This is a genomic window from Pseudonocardia hierapolitana (assembly GCF_007994075.1).
Taxonomy (GTDB): Bacteria; Actinomycetota; Actinomycetes; order Mycobacteriales; family Pseudonocardiaceae; genus Pseudonocardia; species Pseudonocardia hierapolitana.
Genome location: NZ_VIWU01000001.1, coordinates 4,959,042 through 4,972,372 on the forward strand (window position 1 = coordinate 4,959,042; position 13,331 = coordinate 4,972,372).

The window sequence follows — 13,331 nt, forward strand, 5'->3', positions numbered from 1 at the left end:
GCGTGATCGTCCGGGCCCAGAGGCGGTGACCAAGGGCTGATGGTCGCGGTTGGAGATCGACCGGCCACCATCTCCCCTTGATCGCCGAACCCCCAGCGGGGACGAATGCCTCGCGGCACTACTCGTGCGCGGGTACCACCAGCACCGGCCGGTGCTGGCGCTGGATGACCCCGTGCGAGATCGACGGGTCCATCAGCCTGCCCAGGGCGCGGCGCAGGCCTTCCCCGCGGGATCCGACGACGATCAGCAGGGCGTCGTGCTCCTCCGCCGCGGTGCAGAGCACCTTCGCCGGGTCGCCGTGGCGCGCCTCGTAGGTCCACGGGACCGGGGCGTCGATGAGCATGCCCTCGACGTGGCGCCGCTCGGCGGCGACGGCCTCGGCGCCCCGTTGCTCCCAGTCCGGGGCGTCGATGTTGATCGGGTAGTCGTGCAGGTCGATCACGTGCACGACGTGCAGGCGCCCGCCGAGCCGCTGCGCGAGATCGACCGCGGCGTGCAGGGCGTGGTCGCTGGACGGGTCCTGGCCGTGGCCGACGACCAGGGTGGGGTCGCTCATCGCGTCCTCCCGGGGTCTGGAGGATCAGTGTCGCGGATCGCCGGTCAGGTGACCACGGTCAGCGCCGCCCACCAGCCGATCGCGGCCGCGAGCAGCCCGGCGGCGACGCTGCCTGCGACGTACGCGAGCGCGGTGCCGCGGGCCTTGCCCTCGAGGAGCGAGAACGCCTCGTAACCGAAGGTGCTGTAGGTGGTCAGCGCTCCGCAGAACCCGGTACCCGCGGCCGCCGACACGGCTGCCGGGAGCACCGCCGCGGCGCCGGTGAGGGCGCCGAGCACGAAGGAGCCGATCATGTTGACCGTGAACGTGCCCCACGGGAACCGGCTCCCGTGCCGGGCCTGGACGGCGCGGTCCACCACGAACCGGAGCGGCGCGCCCACGGCTGCGCCGAGCGCGACCCAGAGCACGGTCGCGGTGTTCATCGGATCGGCTCCGCCGGCCGGCCGGGTGACCGGCCCGCGAGCAACCGGGTGGTGACGACCCCGCCTCCGCACCCCAGCACGGCGAGCGCGGGCGTGGCCACCACGTAGCCGATCGCGGCGCCCGGACGACCGGCCGACAGCAGCGTCAGCGTCTCGACCGTTGCGGTGGAGAAGGTGGTGTACCCGCCGAGCACGCCGACACCGAGGAACGGGCGGACCAGCCGGTGGGCGTGCCGCAGCTCGGTGATCACGACCATGAGCACGCCGATCAGGACGCAGCCGGAGAGGTTGACGAGCAGCGTCGACCACGGCCACGCGCCGTCCGCGTGCGGGAGCAGGGCACCGACGCCGTAGCGGGCCTCCGCCCCGAGCACGCCGCCCGCCGCGATCGCGGCGAGCACGTCCGTCCGAAGCCCGGTCGGCGACGCGGTCACGGCGTGCGGAGGAGGATGAGCGAGCGCGGTGGGAGGGTGATGGTCGTGTCGCCGAGGAGCGGGCGCGAGGTGGCCGGGACCCCGTCCGGTCGCGTGCTGTCCAGCTCGGGCGTGTACGGGCCGCCCGGGGGCAGAGTGGCGGCCACGGCCTCCGTTCCCGCGTGCAGGAGCAGCAGCCACTCGCCGCGCAGGAGCCCGAGCGTGCGCAGGTCGGCGTCGTGCCAGTCGGGCCCGCCGATGCGGCGGCCGGACGGGTGCCACCAGAGCACCTCGCCGTCGCGGTAGAACCGGTCGCGGTGCAGCGCGGGGGAGCTGCGCCGGATCCGCGCCACCCTGGCGGTGAACGCGGCGAGGGCCTCGTCCCGCCGCGACCAGTCCACCCAGGACGTCTCGTCGTCCAGGCAGTACGCGTTGTTGTTGCCCTGCTGGGTGCGCCACAGCTCGTCGCCTGCCAGCAGCATGGGCGTGCCGGTGGACAGCAGCAGCGTGCCCAGCATCGCCCGCGCGGTGGCGAGCCGGCGGGCCGCGCGCGCCGGGGAGGCGGTCTCGCCCTCCTCGCCGAAGTTCTGCGACCGGTTGTCGTCGGTGCCGTCGCGGTTGTCCTCGCCGTTGCGCTCGTTGTGCTTGCGCTCGTAGGAGACCAGGTCGCGCAGGGTGAAGCCGTCGTGAGCGGTGACGAAGTTGATCGACGCCCACGGTCGCCGCCCGGAGATCCGGTACAGGTCGGAGCTCCCGGCGAGCCGCGACGCGACCTCGCCGATGCTGCCGTGGCCACGCCAGAAGTCGCGCACGGCGTCGCGGTAGCGGCCGTTCCACTCCGACCACGCCACGCCGAACCCACCGACCCGGTAGCCCTCGCCCGTGGCGTCCCACGGCTCGGCGATGAGCTTGACCGTCGACAGGACCGGATCGACGGCGATCGCCGTGAGCAGCGGCGCGTGCGGGTCGAAGGGGCCGGAGCGGGGCCTGCCGAGCACGCTCGCCAGGTCGATGCGGAAGCCGTCGACGCCCATCACCGTGACCCAGTACCGCATCGCGTCGCACACCAGGCGGATGACGGTGGGCGAGCCGGCGTCGAGGGTGTTCCCGGTGCCGGTGATGTCGGCGTCGTGGCCGTCGCTGCGCAGCGAGTAGTAGGCGGGGGCGTCCAGCCCGCGGTAGGACAGCGTCGTGCCGCCGATCCCGCCCTCGGCGGTGTGGTTCGGCACGAAGTCGAGGATCACCTCGATGCCTGCGGTGTGCAGCGCGGCCACCATCGCGCGGAACTCCTCGATCTCCGCGCCCTGCCGGCTCGCGTACCGGGGGTTCGGGGCGAGGAAGCCCAGCGTGGCGTAGCCCCAGTAGTTCGAGCGTCCGCGCTCCAGGAGCGGCGGCTCGTCCGCGACGGCCGCGACCGGCAGCAGCTCGACGGCCGTGACGCCGAGCCGGCACAGGTGCTCGATCACGGCGGGATGGGCGAGGCCCAGGTACGTGCCGCGGTGTTCGGGCGGCACCTCAGGGTGCAGCTTCGTGTAGCCGCGCACGTGGAGCTCGGCGATCACCGTCTCCGACCACGGCACATGGGGGCGAGGGCTGGGCGCCGCCGCGTCGGGCGCGGCCACCACCGACAGCGGAACGTGCCCCAGCGAGTCGACGGTGCTGGGCGGGCCGGTCATCGGGTCGTCCAGCCACCCACGGGCGGCGCGGAGGTCGGTGACGCCGCCGGTGATCAGGCGCGCGTACGGATCGACGAGGATCTTCGCCGGGTTGGCCCGCACACCGTCCCACGGCCGGTACGGACCGTGCACCCGGTAGCCGTACCGCTGCCCCGGCCTCACCCCTTCGAGATAGCCGTGCCACACGCCGAAGGTGCGCTCCGTGAGCGCCACCCGCTTCTCGGACGGGGCGCGGTCGACGCCGTCGACGAGGCACACCTCGACGGCATCCGCGCTGGTGGAGGCGACCGCGAAGCGCACACCTCCGTCGTCGGCATGGGCACCCAGCGGGAAGACCGGCACGATCGGCGAGGATATGCCCCGTGGCTGCGCCCGGATCAAGCTCTGAGTCCCCAACTGCAGCGTCCCTGCCCGTAGGTGATCTTGCGGACACCGTCGTCCGGATGTCGGGGGTCACCGTCCGCCGCGGGGGGTCCACGCTGCTGCGCGACGTCGACTGGACCGTCGAGCTCGACGAGCGGTGGGTGGTCCTCGGTCCCAACGGCGCCGGGAAGACCACCCTGTTGCGCCTCGCCGCGGCCGAGCTGCACCCGACGGCAGGCACGGTGCACGTGCTCGGGGAGCAACTCGGCCGCGTGAACGTGTTCGACCTGCGGACCCGGATCGGGCTGACCTCCTCGGCGCTGGGCCTGCGCGTGCCGAACGACGAGAAGGTGCGCGACGTCGTGGTCAGCGCCGGGTGGGGAGTGCTCGGGCGCTGGCGGGAACGCTACGACGCGTTCGACACCGACCGCGCGGACGACCTGCTCGCCGCCATGGGCATGCGGGGGTTCGCCGACCGCGAGTACGGCACGCTGTCCGAGGGCGAGCGCAAGCGCACGTTGATCGCCCGCGCGCTCATGACCGACCCCGAGCTGATCCTCTTCGACGAACCGGCGGCCGGCCTCGACCTGGGCGGGCGCGAGGATCTCGTCGGGCGCCTCACCACGCTCGCCGCCGATCCGGACGCTCCCGCGTCGGTGCTGGTCACCCACCACGTCGAGGAGATCCCGGTGGGCTACAGCCACGCCCTGCTGCTGCGCGAGGGCGCCGTGGTGGCCTCCGGCCTCCTGGAGGACGTGCTGACGGACGAGAACCTGAGCGCGACGTTCAACCTGCCGCTGGCGGTGCAGAAGCGGCGGGGCCGCTACACGGCCTGGCTGCGGTAGCCCGGAAGTTCAGGAAAGCCACATTCCGGGCCGGCAAAGCCCTGAATGTGGCTTTCCTGAACATCAGGAGCCGTCGACCTGGGCCGGGCGGGGGAAGCGGGACGCGAACCGTCGAGCCGCCTCCGTGTCGCCTCGGACCTCGACCTCGCCCGACGCGATCGCCTCGGCCAGCGGGCGGCCGCCGAACACCACCGACCGCAGGCCCGCCGCGTCGGTGTGGATCTCCGCGTCCGGGCGTTCGGCCTCCCCGCGGGTGATCTCGAGGCGGCCGTCGGTGATCTCGGCGACGAACCGGTCGTCGCCCAGCACCAGCGTGATCCGGACGTCCTCGGCCCGGTCCGGGTCGAAGGTCGTGAGCAGCGCGAGGGCCAGCGCGTCGGCGGACAGGTCGGCGCGGGACGTCGTGGGGATCCGGCTGCCCCATCGCGCGAGCTCGATCACCACCGGGCGCAGCGTCGCCCCGCGCTCGGTGAGCTCGTAGACCTGCCCGCTCACCGGCGGCCCCATCCGTCGCCGCTCGACGAGCCCGGCGTCGGCCAGCTCGCGCAGCCGTTGCGACAGCACGTTCTGGCTCATCCCGAGCAGGCCGCGGGCCAGGTCGGAGAAGCGTTTCGGCCCGAACAGCAGCTCGCGGACGACGAGCAGCGTCCATCGCTCGCCCACGACGTCCAGGGCGCGGGCCACCCCGCAGGGGTCGTCGTACCGCCGGGTTCCCATGAGAAAACTGTAGCTTGCGATATAGATGTGAATACTCCTAAATAAGGAGCCTACGTTCGTGGGAGGGTGGTCATGACGACCTACGTGCTCGTTCCCGGCGCCGGTGGCCAGGCGTGGTACTGGCACCGCCTGCTTCCGGAGCTGGGTACCCGGGGCCACCAGGCGATCGCGGTCGACCTCCCCGCCGCCGACGACGGCGCGGGGTTCGCGGAGTACGCCGACGCGGTGGTCGCGGCGATCGGTGACCGCAGGGGTGGCCTCGTCCTCGTCGGCCAGTCGCTGGGCGGGTTCACCGTGCCGCTGGTGGCCGAGCGGGTGCCGGTGGACGGGATCGTGCTGCTGAACGCGATGGTGCCCAAGCCGGGTGAGTCGGCGGGCGAGTGGTGGGAGGCCACCGGGCAGGCGGAGGCTCGTGCCGCCCACGCCGAGCGGGAGGGCCGGAGCGCGGACACCTTCGACCCGCTCGTCGGCTTCTTCCACGACGTTCCGCCGGAGGTCGTGGCCGAGGCGATGGCGGCGGGCGAGCCGGAGCAGTCCGGCACGCCGTTCGAGGAGCCGTGGCCGCTCACGGCGTGGCCGGACGTGCCCACCCGGTTTCTGCAGGGCCGGGACGACCGGTTCTTCCCGCTGGAGTTCCAGCGCCGGGTGGTGGCGGAGCGGCTGCCCGGCGTGGAAGTCGAGGAACTGCCGGGCGGGCACCTCCTCGCCCTCAGCCGACCCGTCGAACTGGCGGAGGCACTGGGGGACGGAAGCCGGCGGAGCTTGCGGAGCCGGCGGGGTGGGTCGGGTTAGTGTCACGGGCGTGACCGAATTCGTGAGGCTCGACGTCGAGGGCGGTGTCGGCACGATCCGGCTGGACCGGCCGCCCATGAACGCCTTCAACCGGCAGGTGCAGGAGGAGCTCAAGGCCGCCGCGGAGGAGGCCACACGGCGCGCGGACGTGCGCGCGGTGGTCGTCCACGGAGGCGAGAAGGTGTTTGCCGCAGGCGCCGACATCAAGGAGATGGCCGGCCTCTCCTACGCGGACATGGCTCCCGTCGCCCGCAGGCTCTCGGCCTGCTTCGGGGCGCTCTCCGAGGTGCCCAAGCCCACGGTCGCGGCCATCACGGGATATGCGCTGGGCGGCGGCATGGAGGTGGCGCTGGGCTGCGACCGGCGCGTGTGCGGCGACAACGCGAAGCTCGGCCAGCCGGAGATCCTGCTCGGCGTCATCCCCGGTGGCGGCGGTACGCAGCGGATGGCCCGGCTCATCGGCCCGTCGCGCACCAAGGACCTGATCTTCACCGGACGGATGGTCGGGGCCCAGGAGGCGCTCGAGATCGGGCTGGTGGACGAGGTCGTCCCCGCCGACGAGGTCTACACCGCCGCCCGGCGGTGGGCGGAGCAGTTCGTGAACGGGCCCGCCGTGGCGCTCGCCGCGGCGAAGAAGGCGATCGACGGTGGGCTCGACACCGACCTGCGCACCGGCCTCGACCTGGAGGCGGAGCTCTTCGCGGCGCTCTTCGCCACCGACGACCGGCGGATCGGCATGGAGTCGTTCGTGGCCAACGGGCCGGGGAAGGCGGAGTTCACCGGCCGGTGAGCCGCTCGCCGAGTGCGCTGAGGTCAGCTAGAGCGACCAGGGGAAGGTGACCGACGGCAGGACCGCGACGATGCGGACCACCGCCCACGCGAGCAGCAGCACGCATGCGGCGCCTGCCCCGGCGAGCAGCGCCCGTACCGCTGGCCGGGCCCGTGCCCACAGGGTGACCAGCACCGCGACCGGGACCACGAGGGCGCCGATGGCGAGCAGCAGCACGAGCAGGGTGAGAAAGCCGTCCCCAGCGGCCCCACTGCCTGCGATGAGAGCCGCGGAGATCGCGAGCGTGATCGCCACGACGACGCCGTGGCCCGCGCTCGGCTCCGGTGGCTGGTGGCCCCCGGTCCACGCCCCGTGCGGGACGGCGGGCGCCGGTGGGCGGGATCGTCCATGCACGTCGTTCATCGCCCGTGATCCTAGGCCGTGCCTCGCAGATCTCGACCCGCGCTCTTCGAGCCCAGATCGTCGAAGCCCATCGCCCACGATCCACGAGACACGGCCTGGTGCCGGATAGGGTCCCTACCCATGAGTACGCCCGACCCGGCGCCGAATCCCCACGCCACCGCCGAGCAGGTGGAGGCGGCGCGGCAGGACCGGAAGCTCGCCAACGTGCTCTACCACGACTGGGAGGCCGGCACCTACGACGAGAAGTGGTCGATCTCGTACGACGAGCGCTGCACCACCTACGCCGCCGACCGCTTCCGCCTCGCCGCGGGCGAGGCGGGCTGGCCGTACGAGCGGGCGCTGGAGCTGGGCTGCGGCACCGGGTTCTTCCTGCTCAACCTCATGCAGGCGGGCGTGGCCACGCGCGGGTCGGTCACCGATCTGTCGCCGGGCATGGTGCAGGCGGCCCTGCGCAACGCCGAGCACCTCGGCCTGGACGTCGACGGCCGGGTCGCCGACGCGGAGCGCATCCCGTACGACGACGAGACGTTCGACCTGGTCGTCGGGCACGCCGTGCTGCACCACATCCCGGACGTTGAGCTGGCCCTGCGCGAGGTGCTGCGCGTCCTGAAGCCGGGCGGGCGGTTCGTGTTCGCCGGCGAGCCGACGAAGGTCGGTGACTGGTACGCCCGGCGGCTCGGCTCGCTGACCTGGAAGGGCGTCACCACGATCACCCGCCTGCCCGCCCTGCGGGGGTGGCGGCGGTCGCAGGAGGAGCTCGACGAGTCCTCGCGCGCGGCGGCGCTGGAAGCAGTGGTGGACATCCACGTGTTCGACCCGGACGAGCTGGAGGCCACCGCGCGCCGGGCAGGCGCCCGGGACGCGCGGGTGGCCACCGAGGAGTTCACGGCGGCGATGCTCGGCTGGCCCGTGCGCACGTTCGAGGCCGCGGTGCCGCCGGGGAAGCTGGGGTGGGGCTGGGCGATGTTCGCCTACCGGTCCTGGCAGCGGCTGTCCTGGCTGGACGCGAACGTCCTGGCGCGAGTGGTGCCGCGGGCGTGGTTCTACAACGCGCTGGTGACCGGCACGAAAGCCTGAGTCCGAACGCGATCAGCGGCCGTGGCTCGTCGGTGCGCTCCGTAATCCTGCTGAGGTCCCGGTTGGCGGCGCGCGGCATGCTGGCGCCGTGACCTTCCCCGGTGCGGACATCGAGCACACGCTCGAGCCCCTGTGGCGCGGGATGCTCGTCTACCGGGTCCTGACGCTGGTCAGCGCGGTGGCCGTCGTGCTGCTGTCCCTCGGCGAGTACGCCTCGCGGGCCGGCGCGATCGCGGTGGTCGTCGTGATGGCCGCGTGGACGGCCGGCTCCGGCTACCTCTACCTGCGCCGGCCCACCGGCCCGGACCGGCGCGCGTGGGTCGCCTGCGCCGACGTCGTCGTGACGTTCGCGGTGATGGCGGCCACCCCGCTCGTGCAGACCCCGGCACAGCTGGCGGCCGACGCGGCCGTGATGGGCTCGATATGGACCTCCGGCCCGGTGCTGGCCTGTGCGATCGCCTTCGGCGTCCCGGGCGGGATCGCGGGCGCGGCGGTCGTGTCGGCGGCGCTGGTGGGGTTCCAGGCCCGCGTCGCGGCCGAGCTGCCGGACATCCAGCTGCTCGCGCTCGCCGGGCTGACCATCGGGTTCGCCTCCACCGTGCTGCGCCGCTCCGCCGAGCGGGTGCGCCGCGCCGTCGCCTCCGAGGCCGCGATGGCCGAACGCGAGCGCCTGGCCCGCGCCGTGCACGACGGGGTGCTGCAGGTGCTCGGGTACGTGCGGCGGCGAGGAGCGGCGCTCGGAGGCCCTGCCGGCGAGCTCGGCGCGCTGGCCGGGGAGCAGGAGTTCGCGCTGCGCACGCTGCTCACCACCGGGTCGGCTCCGGTCGACGAGCGCGGCAGGCGCGACCTCGCGGCCGCGCTGCGCGTGCTCGCGTCCTCCCGGATCACGGTGTCGACGCCCGCGCACCCCGTCGAGCTGCCGGCGCACACCGTCGACGAGCTGGTGGCCGTGGTGAGCGCGGCGCTGGCGAACGTCGCGCTGCACGTCGGCCCGGACGCGCCGGCCTGGGTGCTGCTCGAGGACGTCGGCTCCGGCGTGGAGATCAGCGTCCGGGACGAGGGACCGGGCATCCCCGAGGGCAGGCTCGCCGCCGCCGAGGTGGAGGGGCGGCTCGGGGTGGCCCGGTCGATGCGCGGCCGGGTCCACGATCTGGGTGGCACCATCTCCTGCGACACCGGGCCCGGGCGCGGCACGGAGTGGATCGTCGAGCTGCGGAAGGACGGGGCGTGACGGACGGGATCACGGTGATGGTCGTCGACGACCACCCGATCTGGCGCGAGGGCGTGGCCCGCGACCTCACCGAGCGCGGCCTCGACGTGGTGGCCACGGCCCCGGAGGCGGACGCCGCCGTCCGGATCGCCCGTGCCGTGCGGCCGCGCGTCGTGCTGATGGATCTGAACCTCGGCGAGACGTCGGGGGTGCAGGCGATCGAGGGGATCCTGGACGCGCTGCCCGAGACGCGGATCCTCGTGCTCTCGGCGAGTGGCGAGCACGCCGACGTGCTCGAGGCGGTCAAGGCGGGCGCGGCCGGCTACCTCGTGAAGTCCGCGAGCGCGGAGGAGCTGCTCGCGGCCGTGCGACGCACGGCGGACGGCTTCCCGGTGTTCACGCCCGGCCTCGCAGGCCTGGTGCTGGGGGAGTACCGCAGGCTCGCCGGCACGGAGCGCTCCGGTCCGGAGGTCCCCGCGCTCACCGAGCGTGAGACCGACGTGTTGCGCCTGGTCGCGAAGGGCCTGACGGCGCGGCAGATCGGGGAGCGGCTGGGTGTCTCGCACCGCACCGTCGAGACCCACGTCCAGAGCACGCTGCGCAAACTCCAGCTGCACAACCGCGTGCAGCTGGCCCGGTACGCGATCGAGAAGGGCCTCGTCGAGGAGTGACCACGGTCGGTCACCGGGTGCGCCGTACGGGTGATCACCTCCGAACCGGCTCCGCGGGGCGTCCCTCTTTGGGAGGATTCGGACATGATCGTGCGGCGGTGGGCGGCGTCGGCCGGATGAACGCTCAGCCTTCCGCCGTGCTCGTCGCCACCGCGCGCGCCGTCCCGCACGTCGCGGCGGCGCTCGTGAACGGCGGGGTCGACGTGGCCGGCAGCACCGATCCGTCGGGCGCGCTCCCGCTGGTGGAGGAGCGCAGGCCGCAGGTCGTCGTCGTCGAGCTCGACGGTGGCACCGCCGCGCTGGGCACCGTCGCCGAGCTCGCCGCCGCGGTGCCGCAGGTGCCGCTGCTCACGCTCTCGGCCGTGGTCGACCACACCGTCGCGCTCGCCGCCGTGCGCGCGGGAGCCACCAGCCACCTCGCCGGCCCGGTCGAGCCCACCGAACTCGCCGGTGCGGTCCGGCGCACCGCGGCGGGAGAGGTGGTGTTCAGCCCCGGTCTCGCCGACGTCCTGCTGGAGGAGTTCGGCCGACCGGCGGCCGAGCGCGAGCGCCAGCTCACCGAGCGGGAGTCCGACGTCGTGCGGCTCGTCGTCGAGGGCCTCACCGCGCGCCAGATCGCCACGCGCCTCGTGCTCTCCCCACGCACGGTGGAGAACCACGTGCAGAACGTGCTGCGCAAGCTGCACCTGCACAGCAGGGCCGCCCTGGTCCGCTACGCGATCGAACGCGGCCTCGCCTGACCCGCGATCGCGAGGTTCAGGAACTCGAGGGCGTCGCGGTCAGCCGAGGCGGCGCAGGCGCTCCAGGATCTCGGCGAGCACCTTGTCGGTGTCGGCGTCCAGGGCCACCTGCACCGGCGGGCCCGAGCCCTCGGGCATCCCGACGGTGGCGCCGCGGGCCGGGCCCAGGTCACAGGCCACCGCGATCGGCTTCGGGGTGGTGCGCAGCGTCCCGGGCAGCACGGCCTCCAGCACCGCCACCGCGTCGTGCACGGCCACCGCGTCGATCCCGTAACGCTCCCTGAACGCCGCCCGGTAGTGCGTGATCACTCCGGCGAGCGCCGCGCACCGGGGGCCGGCGGCCGCGAGCGCCTCGATCCACTCGGGGCCCGCGGGGCAGCGCAGCGTGAGGTCCAGCGGCACCATCGTGACCGGCACGTCGGCCTGGGTGAGCACCCGGTGCGCGGCCTCCGGGTCGCAGTGCGCGTTGAACTCGGCCACCCCACTCGTGTTGCCCGCGCCCAGTGACCCGCCCATCCAGACGAGCCGCTCGATCCGTCCGGCCAGCTCCGGGTGCACCGCCAGCAGCAGCGCGATGTTCGTCAGGGGGCCGATCGGCACGAGCGTCACCGGCCGGTCGGACGCGCGCAGCACGTCGGCGAGCAGCTCGACGGCGCTCGACGGCCCCGGCGCGACCGGGGCGGGCAGCGTGCCCGCCCGGCCACCGAGCCCGTCGTTGCCGTGCCACTCCGCCGCCAGCTCGCGCTGCGGGTGCACGAGCGGTCGCGCCGCGCCCACGGCGAGCGGCACGTCGGCGCGGCCGCAGAGCGCGAGGAGGCGACCCGCGTTCGCCGTGGTGGCGTCGAGCGGGACGTTGCCGAAGACGGTGGTGACGGCCTTCAGCTCCACCTCGGGCGAGGCGAGCGCGAGCATGATCGCGACGGCGTCGTCGACGCCGGGGTCGGTGTCGATCACGATCGGCGTGCTCACAGGACGGCCTCCAGTTCGGCAGCGGTCGGCAGCGACGGCTGCGCGCCCGCCTTGGTCACGGCCAGCGCCCCGGCGGCGCAGGCCCGGCGCAGTGCCTCCTCGTCGGAGGCGCCGTCGAGCAGCGCCACGGTGAGCGCGGCGGTGAACGTGTCGCCCGCCGCGGTGCCGTCCACCACGGTGACGGGCGGCGGCTCGGCGTGGGCCACCTCGCGCCCCCCGCGGCGCAGCACCGCGCCCTTGCCGCCGTAGGTCACGGCAACGGCGCCCGCGGCGTCGAGCCCGTCGATCGCGGCGTACTCGGCGGAGTTGACCACCATCAGGTCGACGCGGCGGATCAGCTCGGGATCCAGCTGGCGGGCGGGCGCCGCGTTGAGCACGACCATGCCCGCGGCGAGCCGCACCGTGTCGGCCACGGTGGCCTCGGGGATCTCCAGGACGGTGAGCACGGCGTCGGCACCGCGGACGTCGTCGGGGGTCACGGAGAGCGTTGCGTTGGCGCCCGCGATCACGACGATCGTGGTCTCGCCCGCGTCGTCCACCGTGATCAGCGCGTGTCCGGTGGGCTCGTCGGGGTCGCGGCGCAGGCGGTCGAGCCGCACCCCGTCGGCGGCGAGCAGGGCGAGCGCCTCGTCGGCGGCCGCGTCGGCGCCCACCGCGGCCACCATCGTCACGTCGGCGCCGAGCCGCCGCGCGGCGAGCGCCTGGTTCGCGCCCTTCCCGCCGGGCACGCGCCGCAGCCCGCTCGCGGCGAGCGTCTCGCCGGGCTCGGGTAGGCGTGGCACCCGGGCCACGAGGTCGAGGTTGACGCTGCCGATCACGGCGATCCGGGACACGCCGCAGACGTTCGCCGATCACCTGCCACCGGCGCAAGCCGCCCGAGCCCGCGGTCATAGGGTCGCCCCATGACGAGCATGTGGGGCGCACCGCTGCGCCGCAGGTGGGGTCATGCGGGCCGGCGCGACCCGCGGCAGGCCCGCTTCCTCACGCTCGCGTCACTGCGCTGGGTGCTGCGCCACCGCGCCTACACACCCTGGTACCTGGTGCGCTACTGGCGGCTCCTGCGGTTCCGCATCGGCAACCCGCACGTGGTTCTGCGCGGCATGGTCTTCCTCGGCAAGCGCGTGGAGCTGCACGCGCGCCCCGGCTACGGGCGGCTGGAGATCGGCCGGTGGGTCCACATCGGGGACGGCAACGCGATCCGCTGCCACGAGGGGTCGCTCCGCATCGGCGACAAGGTCGTGCTCGGCCGGGAGAACACGATCAACTGCTACCTCGACGTCGAGATCGGCGCCGCCACGATCGTCGCGGACTGGGTGTACGTCACCGACTTCGACCACCGCACCGATGACGTCCACGTCCCGATCAAGGACCAGGGCATCGTCAAGACGCCGGTGCGGATCGGGCCCGACTGCTGGCTCGGGGTCAAGTCGACGGTGCTGCGCGGCTCCCGCGTCGGCCGCGGTTCGGTGCTGGGTGCGCACGCCGTCGTACGCGGTGACGTGCCGGAATACTCGATCGCGGTCGGAGCCCCCGCGCGCGTGGTGCGCGACCGGAAGGCCGACTACGACGCCGCTGCGCAGCAGCGTGCCGCGCTCGCCGACATCGCGCGGAAGTCCGCCGCGGCCGTCGAGGCGAGGCTGGCGCAGTCTGAATCGATGTGACCTCCGGCATGCGAACATCGCTTCCGG

The 13,331-nt window shown here is 73.9% G+C and carries 16 protein-coding genes; 8 read left to right on the forward strand and 8 right to left on the reverse strand.

Annotation, left to right across the window (positions count from 1 at the left end; translation table 11 throughout):
• Positions 1-118 precede the first annotated feature (118 nt).
• The 4 genes from FHX44_RS23690 to glgX are packed head-to-tail and all read right to left on the reverse strand — an operon-like array spanning position 119 to position 3,409.
• Positions 119-556 (reverse strand): universal stress protein, encoded by a 438-nt coding sequence (locus FHX44_RS23690; protein WP_147257801.1) that lies wholly within the window; start codon positions 554-556, stop codon positions 119-121.
• A gap of 44 nt (positions 557-600) precedes the next feature.
• Positions 601-978 (reverse strand): fluoride efflux transporter CrcB, encoded by a 378-nt coding sequence (gene crcB / locus FHX44_RS23695; RefSeq protein ID WP_147257802.1) that lies wholly within the window; start codon positions 976-978, stop codon positions 601-603.
• On the reverse strand, positions 975-1,412 hold the full coding sequence (gene crcB, locus FHX44_RS23700) for a fluoride efflux transporter CrcB (protein WP_246170549.1): 438 nt from the start codon (positions 1,410-1,412) through the stop codon (positions 975-977). Before crcB (FHX44_RS23700) ends, crcB (FHX44_RS23695) begins: the two co-directional genes overlap by 4 nt.
• Positions 1,409-3,409, reverse strand: a complete 2,001-nt coding sequence (gene glgX, locus FHX44_RS23705) for a glycogen debranching protein GlgX (RefSeq protein ID WP_147257803.1) — start codon at positions 3,407-3,409, stop codon at positions 1,409-1,411. Before glgX ends, crcB (FHX44_RS23700) begins: the two co-directional genes overlap by 4 nt.
• A 101-nt stretch (positions 3,410-3,510) precedes the next feature.
• Between glgX and FHX44_RS23710 the strand changes: the two genes are divergently transcribed.
• On the forward strand, positions 3,511-4,275 hold the full coding sequence (locus FHX44_RS23710; protein WP_147257804.1) for an ABC transporter ATP-binding protein: 765 nt from the start codon (positions 3,511-3,513) through the stop codon (positions 4,273-4,275).
• Positions 4,276-4,338: 63 nt separating this feature from the next.
• Here the strand turns inward: FHX44_RS23710 and FHX44_RS23715 are convergent, their stop codons facing one another.
• Positions 4,339-4,992 carry a winged helix-turn-helix transcriptional regulator gene (locus FHX44_RS23715; protein WP_246170550.1) on the reverse strand — a complete coding sequence of 218 codons (654 nt, stop codon included), beginning with the start codon at positions 4,990-4,992 and terminating at the stop codon, positions 4,339-4,341.
• Between the two features lie 72 nt (positions 4,993-5,064).
• On the opposite strand from FHX44_RS23715, the gene FHX44_RS23720 reads away from it, so the two are divergent.
• Both FHX44_RS23720 and FHX44_RS23725 read left to right on the forward strand, forming a co-directional pair.
• A complete protein-coding gene (locus tag FHX44_RS23720; RefSeq protein ID WP_147257805.1) occupies positions 5,065-5,784 on the forward strand; it encodes an alpha/beta fold hydrolase in 720 nt (239 codons plus the stop codon).
• 10 nt (positions 5,785-5,794) lie between these two features.
• Complete coding sequence (locus FHX44_RS23725) at positions 5,795-6,574, forward strand: enoyl-CoA hydratase/isomerase family protein (RefSeq protein WP_147257806.1); 780 nt, start codon at positions 5,795-5,797, stop codon at positions 6,572-6,574.
• 27 nt (positions 6,575-6,601) lie between these two features.
• Here FHX44_RS23725 and FHX44_RS23730 read toward each other — a convergent pair whose 3' ends face one another.
• Positions 6,602-6,976 (reverse strand): hypothetical protein, encoded by a 375-nt coding sequence (locus FHX44_RS23730; RefSeq protein ID WP_147257807.1) that lies wholly within the window; start codon positions 6,974-6,976, stop codon positions 6,602-6,604.
• A gap of 120 nt (positions 6,977-7,096) precedes the next feature.
• Here FHX44_RS23730 and FHX44_RS23735 point away from each other — a divergent pair, with 120 nt between their 5' ends.
• From FHX44_RS23735 to FHX44_RS23750, 4 genes are all read left to right on the forward strand, one after another.
• A complete protein-coding gene (locus FHX44_RS23735; protein ID WP_147257808.1) occupies positions 7,097-8,053 on the forward strand; it encodes a class I SAM-dependent methyltransferase in 957 nt (318 codons plus the stop codon).
• An 88-nt stretch (positions 8,054-8,141) separates the two neighbouring features.
• Complete coding sequence (gene macS, locus FHX44_RS23740) at positions 8,142-9,284, forward strand: MacS family sensor histidine kinase (protein WP_246170551.1); 1,143 nt, start codon at positions 8,142-8,144, stop codon at positions 9,282-9,284.
• 17 nt (positions 9,285-9,301) lie between these two features.
• Positions 9,302-9,934, forward strand: coding sequence for a response regulator (locus FHX44_RS23745; protein WP_425469197.1), 633 nt, complete (start codon positions 9,302-9,304; stop codon positions 9,932-9,934).
• Positions 9,935-10,071: 137 nt separating this feature from the next.
• A complete protein-coding gene (locus FHX44_RS23750) occupies positions 10,072-10,674 on the forward strand; it encodes a response regulator transcription factor (RefSeq protein ID WP_212612616.1) in 603 nt (200 codons plus the stop codon).
• Positions 10,675-10,713: 39 nt separating this feature from the next.
• Here FHX44_RS23750 and FHX44_RS23755 read toward each other — a convergent pair whose 3' ends face one another.
• Together FHX44_RS23755 and FHX44_RS23760 are read right to left on the reverse strand one after the other, a co-directional pair.
• Positions 10,714-11,643, reverse strand: a complete 930-nt coding sequence (locus FHX44_RS23755) for a nucleoside hydrolase (protein WP_147257810.1) — start codon at positions 11,641-11,643, stop codon at positions 10,714-10,716.
• The gene (locus FHX44_RS23760) at positions 11,640-12,476 is read right to left on the reverse strand and encodes a ribokinase (RefSeq protein WP_147257811.1); all 837 of its coding nucleotides are present in this window, start codon (positions 12,474-12,476) and stop codon (positions 11,640-11,642) included. The genes FHX44_RS23755 and FHX44_RS23760 overlap by 4 nt, the downstream gene beginning before the upstream one ends.
• Before the next feature lie 69 nt (positions 12,477-12,545).
• Here FHX44_RS23760 and FHX44_RS23765 point away from each other — a divergent pair, with 69 nt between their 5' ends.
• Positions 12,546-13,304 (forward strand): acyltransferase, encoded by a 759-nt coding sequence (locus tag FHX44_RS23765; RefSeq protein ID WP_147257812.1) that lies wholly within the window; start codon positions 12,546-12,548, stop codon positions 13,302-13,304.
• The last annotated feature ends 27 nt before the right edge of the window (positions 13,305-13,331 follow it).